Here is a 14,592-nt window from a genome sequence, read left to right as displayed (position 1 = left end):
GGATTGCGACCGGCACGCCGTCAGCGGCGTTCGATCGGGTCGATGATCTGCAGCGACAGGGTGCCCTTGTGCGAGCCCAGCCGCGCCTTGAACGACGGTACGCCATTGGCGCGCAGCACCAGGTGCTCGGGCAGCTCCACCGGGATCACGTCGCCCGGCTGCATGTGCAGGATGTCGCGCAGCTTCAGTTGGCGACGGGCCACGGTGGCCGAGAGCGGCACGCTGACATCCAGCACGTCCTCGCGCAGGGCCTTGACCCAGCGCTCGTCCTGGTCGTCCAGGTCGGACTGGAAACCGGCGTCGAGCATTTCCCGCACCGGCTCGATCATCGAGTACGGCATGGTCACGTGCAGATCGCCACCACCACCGTCGAGTTCGATGTGGAAGGTCGACACCACCACCGCCTCGCTCGGCCCGACGATGTTAGCCATGGCCGGGTTGACCTCGGAATTGATGTACTCGAAGTTGACCGGCATGATCGCCTGCCAGGCTTCCTTGAGGTCGACGAAGGCCTGGTCCAGCACCATGCGCACCACGCGCAGCTCGGTGGGGGTGAATTCGCGACCCTCGATCTTGGCGTGGCGGCCATCGCCGCCGAAGAAGTTGTCCACCAGCTTGAACACCAGCTTGGCGTCGAGGATGAACAACGAGGTACCGCGCAACGGCTTGATCTTGACCAGGTTCAGGCTGGTGGGCACGTACAACGAGTGCACGTACTCGCCGAACTTCATCACCTGCACGCCCCCGACCGCCACGTCGGCGGAGCGGCGCAACAGGTTGAACATGCTGATGCGGGTGTAGCGGGCGAAGCGCTCGTTGATCATCTCCAGGGTCGGCATGCGACCGCGCACGATCCGATCCTGGCTGGTCAGGTCGTAGCTCTTGACGCTGCCGGGCTCGACAACGCTTTCGGTCTGTACCAGCCCATCGTCGACCCCGTGCAACAGGGCATCGATCTCATCTTGGGACAGCAGGTCCTGCACGGCCATTTCGGGCTCCTACTGCAATACGAAATTGGTGAACAGCAGCTGGTCGACGACCGGCCTGCCGACTTCCTTCTGCGCCACTTCCTGGACCACCGCGGTGGCCTTCTGGCGCAGCATCTCCTGCCCCACCGCGCTGCTGGCCAGGGTGTCGAAGCCCTGGCCTGAGAACATCATGACCAGGTTGTTGCGGATGACCGGCATGTGCACCTTGAGCGCGTCCAGATCGGCCTGGTTGCGCCCTTGCAGGGTGATGCTCACCTGCATGTAGCGCTGCCGGCCGTTCTGGTTGAAGTTGACCACGAAGGCGGGGGCCAGGGGCTCGTAGATCGCCGCTGGCTTGGCATTGGTCTGGGCCGGGTCGGCGGCGGGTGCCGACTCGCTTTTGTGCATGACGAACCAGGTGGCACCCACCGACAGGCCGACCGCCAGCAACAGGGCCAGCACCAGCAGCAGGATCAGTTTGAGTTTGCCTTTGGTGGCGGGGTCTTTGACTGCTTCGCTCTTGGCCATGCCAATAATCCGTCGTCCATTGGGGTTTCACAGGAGAATGACGTGGCTTGAGCAAGTGTTATGCCAGATTTATCGCAGGGGGTGTCGACCAACCGGGAGCTTGCCCCGCAGACGGATCGCCGCAATCGATTCAAGCGTAGTAATCGACCGCACTGTCACCGACGACCACCTGCCGCTCCACCGGCCGCGTGGCATCGGCCAGCTCGTCGGCCTCCCCACCGGCCTCGGCGGCCCGGCGCGCGGCGACGCCGGACAGGCTCGAGCTCTCCTGCTGCCCCTGCTGTTGCTGCTGGCCACGGGACTGGTCGGCGACGTTGACGTCAGGCTGGGCCAGGCCCTGCTGGGCGAACAGCTCGCGCAGGCGGTGCACCTGGCTGTCGAGGGCATCGCGCACGCCGGCATGACCGCTGATGAAGGTCACCTGGGTGGTCTGGTCCGTCGCCACGTTGACGCGGATATCGAGGCGCCCGAGTTCGGCGGGCTCGAGCTGGATGTCGGCCGACTTGAGGTTCTGGCTGGACAGGTACATGACCCGGTTGACCAACCCCTCGGCCCAGGCGTTCTGGTTCATCGGCAGCGGCTGGTGCAGGGGGTTGGCCGGCATGGCGTTGGTGGTCTTCGGCGTGGCGGCCTGGGTCAGGCTGGCCAGGCGGTTGGCGAAATCGTCGACGCGGGTGTCGCTGCTGGCGCTCTTGAGGTCCTTGAGGCCATCGTCGAGCAGGTTGTCGAATGCCTTGCCGCCCGGCTCCGACTCTCCAGCTTCATCGACCAGGTTCGCCAAGGTATTGACGGCTCCCCGGCCATCGTCGGCCTGGGCCTGGCGCTCGTCAGCCCGGCTGGCATGGGCGCAGGTGGTGCCCTTGGCCTGGGCATTCTGCTCCAGGGCCAGGCGCAGGGCTGGCAGGTCGGCCAAGGGGTCAGCCTGCGGGTCGAAATCTTCGGACGCCTGCTCGGTAGCCGTCGATGCGTCTGCTGGCTGGGCCGCCTGCAGGGCAGGCGCCACGGCCTCGGCCTGGGCCTGAATCAGCTGCGCGCCGGGTTGCGCATCGGTGACCTGGCCCGCCACCAGGCGAGCATCGAGCGAGCCCGGGCCATCGGCTTCAGCGGTTTCGCCAGCCTGGTCGGTGGCCGGCAAGTTCTTGCCGCCTTTGGCAACGGCTGCCCCCTTGCCATCATCCTGCTTGCCGCCCGACGCCGCCTCGGGCCTGTCCTTCGGCTTGGCCTGGACGGGCTTGTCGTCACGCCCCTGGCGGGCCATGACCTGGTCGAAGCCAGTGCCCTGCCCGCCCGCGCCCTGCTGCGGCTTGTCCACCACGCTGGCAGCCGAGCGCGACGGCTTGTCCATGACACTGGCTTGCAACAAAGGATTGGGTGCGACAGGCATTGAAAGGTCTCCGCGCCGGAAATCGTGAAATCGTCCGGGCAAAGACAGGCAAGACTCGCGCCAGGTTTCCCTCAGCTGGCGGAAATCCGTTCTCGCTCGTCGCGGTAGAAGCGCTGGACCTCCTGATATTCCTGGTCGATGCGGTTGACCAGGTCCTCGATGCCATACAGCGGCCGCTGCCGCGCCCGCTCCTCGAGCTGGCGGCACAGTTCGGCCAGGCCAACGGCGCCCATGTTGCTGCTGCTGCCCTTGAAGCTGTGCGCGGCAAGGCCCAGCTCATCGGCGTTCCTGGCTTCGTGCAACTGGCTCAGGCGCCGCTCGGAATCCTCGAGGAAGGTTTCCAGCAATTGCAGGTAGCCGTCTTCCATGACCTCCTGCAGGTCGGTGAGCACCTTGTGATCGATATGCATGTCCACGTACTTGTTCACTCCTTGATCAAGCTTGATTATGCCCCAGCCTGCGTGGCAGTTCGCCACCCATTCACCAGAAAAACATCACCCGTGCGCAACGGCCACCGTCGAGCCACTCGGCCCCCTGGCTAAGGCGCCGGACCATGTTCAGGCCGCGGCCGCTGAGCCTGTGCGCCGTCATCGAGCGCGCCAGTTCCCGCGCCACGTCGAAGCCGGCACCACTGTCGCCGACCTCGATCGTCAGACGCCCGCCACAGGGCTGTGGTTCCACCTTCATGACGATCTGCACGAACCCCTCGGCCAGTTGCGCCAGGCGCCGGTCGCGCTCGCGATAGTAATCGGCAAAACCCTGGGCGTCGCACTTGAGCCGCGAGTCCAGGCCCAGCACCCCGTGCTCCAAGGCATTGGCGTACAGTTCGCTGAGCACGCTGTGCAGCGCCCCACCATGCGATCGCAACCCCTGGACTTCCTGCAGCAGTTGCACAAGGTAGGGCACCGGGTTGAACCGTTTCAAGCTGTCGGCACGCAATTCGAAGCGCATCGACCACGCCAGCGGGCCGGAGTGCCCACCACCGCCAGGGGCCACGGCCAGCGGGGTCGGCGGTACTGGCTCGCTCATGCGGATATCGCACAGGCTGATATCGTCCCGGGGGCGCCCGCCGAACCGCTCCAGGGCCAGCATCACCTCGTCGAACAGCCGGGCCGGATCCCGGTTGTCGGCCAGCACCTGGCGCAGGCGCTGCACGCCGAACAGCCGCTCCTGCGCGTCAGCGGTATCGACGACACCGTCGGACAACAGGAACAAGCGTTCGCCCACCGCCAGCGGCAGCACTTCGGTACTGTCGTCGAAGCGCTCGGGGGCCAGGATCCCCAGCGGCAGATGGCGGGAAACCAGCGTCGAAAGCACCTCGCCAGCCGCGGACAAGCGGTAGCCGTCAGGCATGCCGCCGTTCCACACCTGCACCGTGCCGCGCTGGAAACTCAGTTCGAGCAACAGCGCGCAGCAGAACATGTCCACCGGCAGCGTGCGCTTGAGCCGGGCGTTCATCTCCCGCAGCATCTCGCCCAGGCCATAGCCTTTGGCTGTCATGCCATGGAACACCTCGGCCAGGGGCATGGCCCCGACCGCGGCAGGCAGGCCATGGCCGGTGAAATCGCCGAGCAGCACGTGCATGTCGCCACAAGGGGTGTAGGCCGCCAGCAGCAGGTCGCCGTTGAACAGGGCGTAGGGCGATTGCAGGTAGCGGATGTTCGGCGCCTGCAGGCAGCCGGAATGGGCCACCTTGTCGAACACGGCCTTGGCCACGCGCTGCTCGTTGAGCAGGTGGTGATGGTGGCGGGCGATCTGGTCCCGTTGCTCCAGCACCGTGGCCTGCAGCCGGCGCAAGCGGTCCATGGCACGGATCTTGGCGCCGAGGATCACCGCACTGTAGGGCTTGGCCATGAAATCGTCGCCGCCAGCCTCCAGGCAGCGCACCAGAGCCTGTTCTTCGTTCAGCGACGTAAGGAAGATGATCGGCACCAGCGCTTCGCCGGCCAGCGCCTTGATCTGCCGCGCAGCCTCGAAGCCGTCCATCACCGGCATCAGCGCGTCGAGCAGCACCAGTTGCGGGCGCCGCTCGGCGAACAGCGCCACGGCCTGCTCGCCGTTTTCCGCGGTGAACACCTCATGGCCCTGGCGCCGGACGATCTGCGCGAGCAGCATGCGGTCTGCCGCCCCGTCCTCGGCAACCAGCACGCTCAGCGCCCGTTCGGCCGGCATGTCGATACTCAACTGATGTCGAACAGCTTTTCGAAATTGGAAATGGCCAGGATCTTGCGCACGTCGGGGCTGGTGTTGATCACGCTGATGCAGGAGTCATCACCGCCTTCGTGGTCGCGCAGCAGCAGCAACATGCCCAGCGCCGAGCTGTCCAGGTAGGTGGCGTCCTTGAGGTCGACCACGACCGAGTTGGGCCGTACCGGTTGCCTTTCGTAGGCATTGCGAAATTCCTGGTGCCTGCCGAAATCGAAGCGGCCCTTGACCTTGATCGTCAGCTTTTTATCGTCCTGGGAGAAATCGGATTCGACAGCCATGCCAGCGATTCCTTCGATGATGGCGAATACGACTTTTGAAGGTTTAGCAGGCATGGAGCGGGGTCGCAAGGCAGGGGCAGGACCGTTCGTGAGGTTCGTTGCCGGGCGGGTTTCAGAGAGGTCTCAGGGGCTTGCCGGCGATGGGGCGCGAAGCGGCCCCAGATGCTCACGGCTACAGATGCCTCTGGCGCGGCAGGCGCTGGGACAGCTCGTCGAGCAGCTTCTGCTCGCGCTTGTCCTCGGCACGCCGGGCCTCGTCCCTATAGCGCTGCACCAGCTTGCGCAGGCCTTCGACCCGGGCATAGGCCTGCTGCCAGGTGTCGCGGGCACCGTTGAGGTTGTTCTGGTGCCAGGTCAGGCTCTGCCGCTGCTGGGTCATGGCCGCCTCCAGTTGCCCCAGGAAGCGCTGGTAGTTGACCAGCCAGCTGCCGTTGACCCCCTGCCCGCCACGGTTGATCCATTGCTGCTGGTAGTCCTCGCGAAAACGCTCAAGCTCGGCCAGCTTGGCCTGGGCCTGCACCACCTGCTGCTGGAAATGCCCCAGGCGCTGGGCAGCCTTGCGCTCGGCCTCCTCGGCCATTTCCACCACCGGCGCCAGGCGTGCCGCTCTGCTGGGCAAGGCCATGGGCTATCAACCGCCCGCCGGCGCGGCGAAGATACCGCCCAGCTGTTCGCGGCTCTGGGCCATGCCGACATTCTCGTCCAGCCCCTGGCGCAAGAAGCCCACCAGCTTGGACTGCAAGGCGATGGCCTGGTCCGTCTCTGGATCGCCGCCAGCCACGTAGGCGCCGACGCTGATCAGGTCGCGGCTCTGCGACAGGCGCGACCACAGCTGCTTGAACTTCTGCGCCTGGCGCAGGTGATCGGCATCGACCACCTGGGGCATGACCCGGCTGATCGAAGCCTCGATATCGATGGCCGGATAGTGCCCTTCCTCGGCCAGGCGCCGGGACAGCACGAAGTGGCCATCCAGCACGCCCCGCGCCGAGTCGGCGATCGGGTCCTGCTGGTCGTCGCCTTCCGAGAGCACGGTATAGAACGCCGTGATCGAACCGCCTCCCGGCTCGCCATTGCCCGCCCGCTCCACCAGCTTGGGCAGCTTGGCGAAGACCGAAGGCGGATAGCCCCGGGTCGCCGGCGGTTCGCCGATGGCCAGGGCGATCTCGCGCTGGGCCTGGGCGAAACGGGTCAGCGAGTCCATCAGCAACAAGACGTTCTTGCCCTTGTCGCGGAAGTACTCGGCGATGCGCGTGCAATACATGGCCGCGCGCAAGCGCATCAGCGGCGCGTCGTCGGCTGGCGAGGCCACCACCACCGAGCGCTTTAGCCCCTCCTCGCCGAGGATGTGCTCGATGAACTCCTTGACCTCCCGGCCCCGTTCGCCGATCAGCCCGACCACGATGATCTCGGCCTCGGTGAAGCGGGTCATCATGCCCAGCAGCACCGACTTGCCCACGCCGGTACCGGCGAACAGGCCCAGGCGCTGGCCCCGGCCGACGGTGAGCAACCCATTGATGCTGCGGATGCCCACGTCGAGCGGCTGGCTGATGGGGTCGCGGTTGAGCGGGTTGATGACCGGCCCGTCCATCGGCACCCAGTCCTCGGCCTTCATCCCGCCCTTGCCGTCCAGCGCACGGCCGGCACCGTCGAGCACCCGGCCAAGCATGCTCATGCCCATGGGCAGGCGGCCGCTGTCGTCCAGCGGTACCACCCGCGCGCCCGGGGCGATGCCGGCGATGCTGCCGACCGGCATGAGGAACACCTTGCTACCGGAAAAGCCCATCACCTCAGCCTCCACCTGCACCGGGTGGTAGCTATCGTCGTTGATCACCAGGCAGCGGCTGCCCACCGCCGCCCGTAGCCCCTCGGCTTCCAGGGTCAGGCCGACCATGCGCAGCAGGCGGCCCTCGACCAGCGGTTGCGCAGGCAACTTCACCGCCCCGGCATAGCTGCCCAGGCGCTTGCCGAAGCTGGTGCGGTCAAGGCGCATCGGGATTATCCAGTTCGATCGACAGGTCCGGCGCAGCCGGGTGCAGGGCCTGGTCGTGGAGCTGGTCGAACAGTTGCGCCACGGCCTTCTCGATTCGCGTTTCCATGGTCGCGTCGATGCGGCTGTGGGCGGTCTCGATACGGCAGCCCCCCGGCAGCAGCGATTCGTCTTCGAGCAGCTTCCAGCGTTCCTCGTGGCGTTCGCGCAGGGCCTTGGCCAGCTCGAAGTCCTGGGGATTGAGGTGGATACGGATATTGTCGGCGCCCATCGGCAGCAGCTTGAGCGCCTCGCGCAGCACGTGGGTGATCTGGCTGGAGTCGCTGCGCAGCTCGCGGCCGATCACCTGCCGGGTCACGTGGGCGACCAGGTGCACCAGGGACTTCTCGATCTGCGTGTCCTGTTCGGCGATGGGCTCAAGCAGGTGGCCCATCAACCGCTCCAGGCTGTCCAGCTTGGCCGCCAGGGCGACCTCGGCCTCCTGGCGCACCTTCAACTGGGTGCTGTGGAAACCTTCGCGCTCACCGGTGGCGAAGCCTTCGTTATAGGCCTCCTGGCGGATGGCCTCGAGCTCCTCGAGGGTCAGCGGCTGGACCTCGTCCAGCGGCACCTCCTCGACTTCGTCCTCGACGACCTCAGGCACAGGTTCCGGCTCAGGTTCGGGCTCCGGCTCCGGATCGAAGCTGGGCAGCGGCCAGACATCGACGCCTTCGAGGTCACGAGCGCGGATCAGGTCGCTGGGATGTTCTTTGGTGGACATGCAAATGCCTGCTGGTGGAATCGGTTTTAGCGGCGCGCGTCAAGCTGCAAGCAAGAGCGGCAGCATGCGATCTGCTTTTTCTTGCCGCTTGAAGCGCGCCGCTTGGCTTAGATCATCTCCTCGGCACCCTTGCCGCCGAGCACGATCTCGCCGGCCTCGGCCATGCGCCGGGCGATGGTGAGGATTTCCTTCTGCGCCGCTTCCACGTCGCTGACCCGCACCGGGCCCTTGGCCTCCAGGTCGTCGCGCAGCAGCTCCGAGGCACGCTTGGACATGTTCTTGAAGATCTTGTCCTTGACTTTTTCGTCGGCGCCCTTGAGCGACACCACCAGCACGTCCGAGGACACCTCGCGCAGCAGCGCCTGGATGCCGCGGTCGTCGACGTCGGCCAGGTTGTTGAAGACGAACATCAGGTCTTCGATCTGCTCCGACAGGTCGTTGTCGATCTCGCGGATCGAGTCCATCAGTTGGCCTTCGACCGAGCTGTCGAGGAAGTTCATGATGTCGGCAGCACGCTTGATACCGCCCAGGGTGGTGCGCGCGGCATTGGAGTTGCCGGAGAACTGCTTCTCGAGGATCTGGTTCAGCTCCTTGAGCGCCGCAGGCTGCACGGTATTGAGCGACGACACGCGCAGGATGATGTCCAGGCGCACCTTGTGGTCGAAGTTGCTCAGCACCTCGCCGGCCTGGTCCGGATCGAGGTAGGCGACCACGATGGCCTGAATCTGCGGGTGCTCGTAGCGGATCACATCGGCCACGGCGCGTGGCTCCATCCACTTGAGGCTGTCCAGGCCGCTGGTGTTGCCACCGAGCAGGATGCGGTCGATCAGGCCGTTGGCCTTGTCCTCGCCGAGGGCCTGGTTGAGCATCTTGCGGATGTAGCCGTCGGAGCCCACGCCCAGGCTGGTCTGGTCGCCGACGATCTCGACGAACTCGCTCATCACCTGCTCGACCTGCTCGCGGTGGACGTTGCCCATCTGCGCCATGGCCACGCCGACCCGCTGCACTTCCTTGGGGCCCATGTGCCGCAACACCTGGGCGGCATCGGTCTCGCCCAGGGAGAGCAGCAGGATCGCCGCCTTGTCGACACGGCTCAGCTTGGCGGTAACGGCTCGGTTGTCACTCATCGGCGTTGATCCACTCTTTCACGACCTGGGCCACGCGGCCCGGATCCTCGGCCACCAGGCCCTTGATTGCGTTCAGCTGCGCCTCGTAGCCCTCGTTCGGGCTCGGCAACAGGATGCTTGTCGGGCCACCCAGGGTGACGCGGTCGTTGGCCAGCTCGCCATCCAGACCCATCATCCCGCCCAGTTCCATGTCGCTGTCGGCAGCGGCCTGCTTGCCACCGCCGGTGATGTTGTTGAGCACCGGCCGCAGCACGCCGAACACCAGCACCAGGATGAACAGCACGCCGAGCACCTGCTTGACGATGTCCCAGAACCACGGCTGCGAGTAGAACGGAATGTCGGCCAGCACCTCGCCCCGGTCGGCGGCGAACGGCACGTTGATCACGGTCACGCTGTCGCCACGGCTGGCGTCGAAGCCCACCGCATCCTGCACCAGGCGGGTGAAGCGTGCCAGGTCCTCGGCGCCCCAGGGCGCGCGGACGGCCTCGCCGGTGGCGGCGTCGAGCTTGACCTGGTCGTCCACCACCACCGCCACCGACAGGCGGGTCAGGCGCCCCTGCTGCTGGCGGGTGTGGCTGATGGAGCGGTCCAGCTCGAAGTTGCGAGTGGTCTGCAGGCGCTTATCGGCCGGATACGGCGCGAGCATCGGCTGGCCGGTGGCCGGGTCCATGATCTGCTGGCCGTTGGCGTCCACCAGCGGCTGGCCAGGCTGCACGGCACCGGCTGCCGGCGCGGCAGCGGTAGCATTTTCCGGCGCGGCGGCGCCGGCCGGCGGCTGGTTGCTCAGGGCGCCTGGCACGCCTTGCGGCGGCTGGCTGCTGGCGCGCTGCTCATTGACCGACTGCTCGCTGCGCAGGGCCGGCTGGTCGGGGTTGAACTGCTCGGAGGTGGACTCCACTGCGCTGAAATCGATGTCGGCGGACACCTCGGCCTTGTAGCGGTCATTGCCCAGCACCGGCTCGAGGATGTTGTGCACGCGCTGGGTGAGCATGCCTTCCATGCGGCGGCTGTAGTCGAACTGCTTGCCGGCCATGGTCAGGGCGGTGTCTTGCAATTGGTCGGAGAGCAGGTTGCCTTTCTGGTCGACCACGGTGACCTGGGACTTGTCCAGCTCGGGCACGCTGGTGGCCACCAGGTTGACGATCGCCATCACCTGGCCGGCTTCCAGGGCGCGGCCGGGATACAGCTCCACCAGCACCGACGCGCTGGGCTTGCGCTCGTCACGCACGAATACCGAGCTCTTGGGGATCGCCAGGTGCACACGTGCGGCCTTGACGTTGTTCAGGCTGGCGACGGTGCGGGCCAGTTCACCCTCCAGACCACGACGATAGCGGGTGGCTTCCATGAACTGGCTGGTGCCCAAGCCCTGGTCCTTGTCGAGGATCTCGAAACCGACATTGCCATCGCTCGGCGCCACGCCGGCGGCGGCCAGTTTCAGGCGCGCACGGGAAAGATCGTCGGCCTTGACCAGCAGCGCGCCGGAGTTGGGTTCGACGCGGTAGCCGATGTCAGCGGCCGACAAGGTCTCCATGACCTGCTTGGTGTCCATGCCCGCGAGGCTGCCGTACAGCGGCCGGTAGTCCGGCTGCTGCGACCAGAGCACCACGGCGAAGCCGATCGCCACGCTCGCCGCCAGGCCGACCAACAGGCCGACCTGCCGCAGCATGGGCATCTGCGAGATGTTTTCCAGGAACGCCATGCCGAACAGCGGCGGCTTGGCCGCTGGCGGGCCGCTCTTGGCGGGGGCGTTATCGACGACTGCTTCGGCCATGGCTCACTCTGTCCTCAAACCGGCATCTGCATGATGTCCTGGTACGCCTGGACCAGCTTGTTGCGCACCTGGGTCAGGGCCTGGAACGACACGGAAGCCTTCTGCGAAGCGATCATCACGTCGGTCAGGTCGACACCGCTCTTGCCGATCTCGAAGGCGTTGGCCAGTTGGTTGGAGGCCTGCTGGGTGTCATGCACCTTGTTGATGGCCTGGCCGAGCATGTCGGCGAAGCTGCTCTGCCCTGGCGCCAGCTCGGGGGCGGCAGAGGCCTTGGGCAGGGACATGGCATCGGCCTGCATGGCGCGCATGTCCAACATCAGACGATTGAATTCAACACCTTGGTTCATGAACTTCTCTCTCCGGCGGCCGCATTTTTTTGACGCTCATGCGGCGAATGCCTGGGTAAAGCAACAAGAGTGCCAGCCTGGGCTGGATTCGAGCGGCGAGCTTCAAGCGGCAAGCAAGAGCGGGCGTGCGCCGGACTGCTGTTGCTTGTAGCTGATAGCTCGTTGTCGCTTCAGCCGAACAGGCTGGCTTCGACGTCCAGGCCGGCATCGCGCATCTGGGCCAGCTTGTAGCGCAGGGTGCGCGGGCTGATGCCCAGGCGTTCGGCGGCTTCCTTGCGGCGGCCGCGCTCGGCGCGCAGGGTGTCGATGATCATCTGGAATTCGTGGCGGCGCATGTCGTCGCCCAGGGCGCCGACTTGCTGCGCCTCGACCGCCTGTGGCGTGACGGCCATTGGCGCGGGGGCCGACAAGGCAACGGCACCGCCCAGACAGAAATCCGCCGCTTCGATCACCCCGCCCTGCTGCAGGATCAGCGCCCGTTGCAGGGCGTTGTCGAGCTCGCGCACGTTGCCCGGCCAGGCATGGCTTACCAGGCATGCGCGGGCGTCGGCAGACAGGCGCACTGGCGCGTGCTTCATCTTCGCCACATGGCGCGCCAGCAGGCGCTCGGCCAGCGGCAGGATATCGGCGCTGCGTTCGCGCAGCGGGCGCCAGGCCAGGGGGAAGACCGACAGGCGATAGTACAGGTCTTCGCGGAAACGCCCGGCCGCCACTTCGCCCGCCAGGTCGCGGTTGGTAGTGGCCAGCACGCGGATGTCCAGGGCGATCGGCTTGCGCCCGCCGACCCGCTCCACTTCCCGTTCCTGCAGCACGCGCAGGAGCTTGGCCTGCAGGCCAAGGGGCATCTCGGAGATCTCGTCGAGCAGCAGGGTGCCACCGTCGGCCTGCTCGAACTTGCCTTCCTGGGCGGCGATGGCGCCAGTGAAGGCGCCCTTCTCGTGGCCGAACAGCGTGGCTTCGAGCATGTTGTCGGGGATCGCCGCGCAGTTGATCGCCACGAAAGGCTGCGCTGCCCGTGGCGACTGCTGGTGGATGTAGCGTGCCAGAACTTCCTTGCCGGTGCCAGACTCACCGGAGATGAGCACGGTCGAGTCGCTGCGTGCCACCCGCGCCGCCAGCTCGAGCAATTGCCGGCTGGCCGGCTCGCAAGCCACCGGCCCCTCCTCGTCGGCACCGCCCATGCGCCCAGCGGCATGCCGCTCCACCAGGCTGAGCAGGGCCTTGGGCTCGAACGGCTTGACCAAATAATCGACGGCGCCCTGGCGCATGGCCTCCACGGCACGTTCCACCGCCGCATGGGCGGTCATCAGCAGCACCGGCAACTGCGGGTGATGGCGGCGCAATTGGGCCAGCAACTGGTGGCCGTCCATCCCCGGCATGTTCACATCGCTGACCACCAGGCTGAAGGACTCGCCAGCCACCGCTTCGAGCGCCGCCTCGGCGCTGCCCACGGCGTGGTAGGAGAAACCACCGATCTCCAGGGTATCGGCCAGGGCCTGACGCAGGACGCGATCGTCTTCGACCAGCAACACCTTGATGGCCATCACACGCCCCCCGCCCGATCAGCGCCGATCAACGGCAGCTCCACCCGCACGCAGGTGCCACGACCCACCTTCGAGCGCACCTGCAGACTGCCCTGGTGCGCGCGCACCACAGCCTTGACTACCGCCAGCCCCAGGCCGGTGCCGGTGGCCTTGGTGGTCAGGAACGGCTCGCCCAGGCGCGCCAGCAATTCGGCGTCGATGCCGCAGCCGGCATCGCTGACGCACAGGTGCAGCGACTGCTCCCGGCGGTACAGGTGCACCTTGAGCCGCGCCGCCCCCTGGCTGGCCTGCAGGGCATTCTCGATCAGGTTGAGCAAGGCACCCACCAGGGTGTCGCGGTTGCACAGCAACTCGCCCAGGTGACTGTCGCACTGCCAACGCACCGCATGCCCCTGGACATGGGCCTGGGCCGCTTGCTGCAGGGCCTGGAACAATGCCTTCGGGCTCACCCGGTCGCCCAGCGGCAGCTCGCCACGGGCGAACACCAGCATGTCGCGGACCTGGTGCTCCAGCTCGTGCAGGCGCTCCTTGAGGTTGCCGGCGAACCGTTGGCGGGTTTCCTTCGGCAGGTCGTTTTCGCTATCGGCCAGGTGGCTGGCGTAGAGCATGGCCGCCGACAAGGGGGTACGGATCTGGTGGGCCAGGGAGGCGACCATGCGCCCCAGGGACGACAGGCGCTCGTGGCGCGCCAGCTGGTCTTGCAGGCGGCGGGTTTCGGTCAGGTCGTTGAGCAGCACCAGTTGCCCGGGCTCGGCGTCCAGCGAGCGCGTGGCGATGGACAGGCGTCGGCCGTCGCGCAGGGACACTTCGTGGCCATCGTCCTTGCGCGGGGCGAAGCTGCGGGCGATCACCTGGCGCCACAGTTCGCCGACCAAGGGTTCGCCAAGCAGCTCGCACGCGGCGGGGTTGGCTTCGCGCACATAGCCTTGGCCATCGATCACGGTCACGCCGCCTGGAAGCAGGTCCAGCAGGTTCTGCAGGCGGTTGGCCAGGCGTTCCTTCTCGCCCAGCTCGGCCATGCGCTGGGCGCTGACCACCGCCAGCTCGCCCTTGAGCTCGCTGACCCGCGCCTCGAGCATGCTGTAGGACGCGTTGAGCTGGCTGGACACCTGGTTGAACAGGGCGAACGCCTGCTCGAGGCCCTGTCGGCTTTCCTGCTCGACCAGGGTTCGGCCCTGCGGATCGGGGATTCGGGAAATGTGGGCGGCCTGGGGCATCGTGCTTTCTCGCGTGGCTGACCGTCATAAAACCGGTATGGTGCCAGCGGTGTAGCAATAGCCGTGCCGGGTGGGGGAGCGGGGGAACTTTCGGCTGACGGAGGAGCATGGATGTGTGGGCTGCTTTACCAATTACGCCTCTGACGGCCTCGGGGCAACACCGAACCCTGAGCGGGCTTGTCCGCGAATAGGCCACCTCATTCCACTGGCAGAGCTGTGCAATCCCTGGCACTACATTATTGGGATGGTGTGAATATCCATTCGCGGCGGCGATGCCACTGGCGCTTTTCGCCTTTACGGCGACCTACTTTTGCTCGCGGGCAAAAGTAGGCATGGACCTGTCCCGTGACCGCCGGCGCCCACTAACCAGACGGAGTTAGGGATGTGTGGCGCCGCTGGGACCCCGACCGGGCCGCCAAAAACCCCCGCCGCCACCAAACCCCCCCAACCGCGCCCCCCCGGGGACCCCCCCC

Annotated in this window: 14 protein-coding genes; all 14 read right to left on the bottom strand. The window is 66.6% G+C overall.

Translation table 11 applies throughout. The features are described from left to right. Window positions 1-20: 20 nt before the first annotated feature. Window positions 21-989, bottom strand: coding sequence for a flagellar motor switch protein FliM (gene fliM, locus WCE05_RS17630; protein WP_225789295.1), 969 nt, complete (start codon window positions 987-989; stop codon window positions 21-23). Between the two features lie 9 nt (window positions 990-998). Beyond that, window positions 999-1,496 carry a flagellar basal body-associated protein FliL gene (gene fliL / locus WCE05_RS17625; RefSeq protein WP_225789296.1) on the bottom strand — a complete coding sequence of 166 codons (498 nt, stop codon included), beginning with the start codon at window positions 1,494-1,496 and terminating at the stop codon, window positions 999-1,001. Window positions 1,497-1,626: 130 nt separating this feature from the next. Further along, the gene (locus WCE05_RS17620) at window positions 1,627-2,880 is read right to left on the bottom strand and encodes a flagellar hook-length control protein FliK (RefSeq protein WP_225789297.1); all 1,254 of its coding nucleotides are present in this window, start codon (window positions 2,878-2,880) and stop codon (window positions 1,627-1,629) included. A gap of 71 nt (window positions 2,881-2,951) precedes the next feature. Further along, window positions 2,952-3,290: an Hpt domain-containing protein gene (locus tag WCE05_RS17615; RefSeq protein WP_253104454.1), complete on the bottom strand. Its 339-nt coding sequence runs from the start codon at window positions 3,288-3,290 to the stop codon at window positions 2,952-2,954. Between the two features lie 70 nt (window positions 3,291-3,360). Continuing rightward, a complete protein-coding gene (locus tag WCE05_RS17610) occupies window positions 3,361-5,052 on the bottom strand; it encodes a fused response regulator/phosphatase (protein ID WP_225789299.1) in 1,692 nt (563 codons plus the stop codon). A gap of 8 nt (window positions 5,053-5,060) precedes the next feature. Beyond that, window positions 5,061-5,366, bottom strand: a complete 306-nt coding sequence (locus WCE05_RS17605) for an STAS domain-containing protein (protein ID WP_225789300.1) — start codon at window positions 5,364-5,366, stop codon at window positions 5,061-5,063. Between the two features lie 172 nt (window positions 5,367-5,538). Further along, window positions 5,539-5,991: a flagellar export protein FliJ gene (gene fliJ, locus WCE05_RS17600; RefSeq protein ID WP_368816235.1), complete on the bottom strand. Its 453-nt coding sequence runs from the start codon at window positions 5,989-5,991 to the stop codon at window positions 5,539-5,541. A 6-nt stretch (window positions 5,992-5,997) separates the two neighbouring features. After that, on the bottom strand, window positions 5,998-7,356 hold the full coding sequence (gene fliI, locus WCE05_RS17595) for a flagellar protein export ATPase FliI (protein ID WP_225789302.1): 1,359 nt from the start codon (window positions 7,354-7,356) through the stop codon (window positions 5,998-6,000). After that, window positions 7,346-8,113: a flagellar assembly protein FliH gene (fliH, locus tag WCE05_RS17590; RefSeq protein WP_225789303.1), complete on the bottom strand. Its 768-nt coding sequence runs from the start codon at window positions 8,111-8,113 to the stop codon at window positions 7,346-7,348. The genes fliI and fliH overlap by 11 nt, the downstream gene beginning before the upstream one ends. Before the next feature lie 107 nt (window positions 8,114-8,220). After that, complete coding sequence (gene fliG, locus WCE05_RS17585; protein ID WP_225789304.1) at window positions 8,221-9,240, bottom strand: flagellar motor switch protein FliG; 1,020 nt, start codon at window positions 9,238-9,240, stop codon at window positions 8,221-8,223. Next, a complete protein-coding gene (gene fliF, locus WCE05_RS17580) occupies window positions 9,233-11,011 on the bottom strand; it encodes a flagellar basal-body MS-ring/collar protein FliF (protein ID WP_225789305.1) in 1,779 nt (592 codons plus the stop codon). The genes fliG and fliF overlap by 8 nt, the downstream gene beginning before the upstream one ends. 14 nt (window positions 11,012-11,025) lie before the next feature. Further along, window positions 11,026-11,358 carry a flagellar hook-basal body complex protein FliE gene (fliE, locus tag WCE05_RS17575; protein WP_225789306.1) on the bottom strand — a complete coding sequence of 111 codons (333 nt, stop codon included), beginning with the start codon at window positions 11,356-11,358 and terminating at the stop codon, window positions 11,026-11,028. 170 nt (window positions 11,359-11,528) lie between these two features. After that, window positions 11,529-12,902: a sigma-54 dependent transcriptional regulator gene (locus WCE05_RS17570; protein WP_253081039.1), complete on the bottom strand. Its 1,374-nt coding sequence runs from the start codon at window positions 12,900-12,902 to the stop codon at window positions 11,529-11,531. Beyond that, complete coding sequence (locus WCE05_RS17565) at window positions 12,902-14,119, bottom strand: PAS domain-containing sensor histidine kinase (protein WP_368816234.1); 1,218 nt, start codon at window positions 14,117-14,119, stop codon at window positions 12,902-12,904. Before WCE05_RS17565 ends, WCE05_RS17570 begins: the two co-directional genes overlap by 1 nt. Window positions 14,120-14,592: the final 473 nt, after the last annotated feature.

Source organism: Pseudomonas sp. I2, assembly GCF_040984075.1.
Lineage (GTDB): Bacteria > Pseudomonadota > Gammaproteobacteria > Pseudomonadales > Pseudomonadaceae > Aquipseudomonas > Aquipseudomonas guariconensis_B.
This window is presented reverse-complemented; position numbering and strand designations above follow the sequence as displayed.

Excerpts from the sequence above, each read along its gene's own strand:
- WCE05_RS17615 (WP_253104454.1), bottom strand. The coding sequence starts at position 3,290 with ATGCATATCGATCACAAGGTGCTCACCGACCTGCAGGAGGTCATGGAA.
- fliJ (WP_368816235.1), bottom strand. The coding sequence starts at position 5,991 with ATGGCCTTGCCCAGCAGAGCGGCACGCCTGGCGCCGGTGGTGGAAATG.
- fliH (WP_225789303.1), bottom strand. The coding sequence starts at position 8,113 with ATGTCCACCAAAGAACATCCCAGCGACCTGATCCGCGCTCGTGACCTC.
- WCE05_RS17620 (WP_225789297.1), bottom strand. The coding sequence starts at position 2,880 with ATGCCTGTCGCACCCAATCCTTTGTTGCAAGCCAGTGTCATGGACAAG.
- WCE05_RS17570 (WP_253081039.1), bottom strand. The coding sequence starts at position 12,902 with ATGGCCATCAAGGTGTTGCTGGTCGAAGACGATCGCGTCCTGCGTCAG.
- fliM (WP_225789295.1), bottom strand. The coding sequence starts at position 989 with ATGGCCGTGCAGGACCTGCTGTCCCAAGATGAGATCGATGCCCTGTTG.
- WCE05_RS17565 (WP_368816234.1), bottom strand. The coding sequence starts at position 14,119 with ATGCCCCAGGCCGCCCACATTTCCCGAATCCCCGATCCGCAGGGCCGA.
- fliI (WP_225789302.1), bottom strand. The coding sequence starts at position 7,356 with ATGCGCCTTGACCGCACCAGCTTCGGCAAGCGCCTGGGCAGCTATGCC.
- WCE05_RS17605 (WP_225789300.1), bottom strand. The coding sequence starts at position 5,366 with ATGGCTGTCGAATCCGATTTCTCCCAGGACGATAAAAAGCTGACGATC.
- fliL (WP_225789296.1), bottom strand. The coding sequence starts at position 1,496 with ATGGCCAAGAGCGAAGCAGTCAAAGACCCCGCCACCAAAGGCAAACTC.
- fliF (WP_225789305.1), bottom strand. The coding sequence starts at position 11,011 with ATGGCCGAAGCAGTCGTCGATAACGCCCCCGCCAAGAGCGGCCCGCCA.
- WCE05_RS17610 (WP_225789299.1), bottom strand. The coding sequence starts at position 5,052 with ATGCCGGCCGAACGGGCGCTGAGCGTGCTGGTTGCCGAGGACGGGGCG.
- fliE (WP_225789306.1), bottom strand. The coding sequence starts at position 11,358 with ATGAACCAAGGTGTTGAATTCAATCGTCTGATGTTGGACATGCGCGCC.
- fliG (WP_225789304.1), bottom strand. The coding sequence starts at position 9,240 with ATGAGTGACAACCGAGCCGTTACCGCCAAGCTGAGCCGTGTCGACAAG.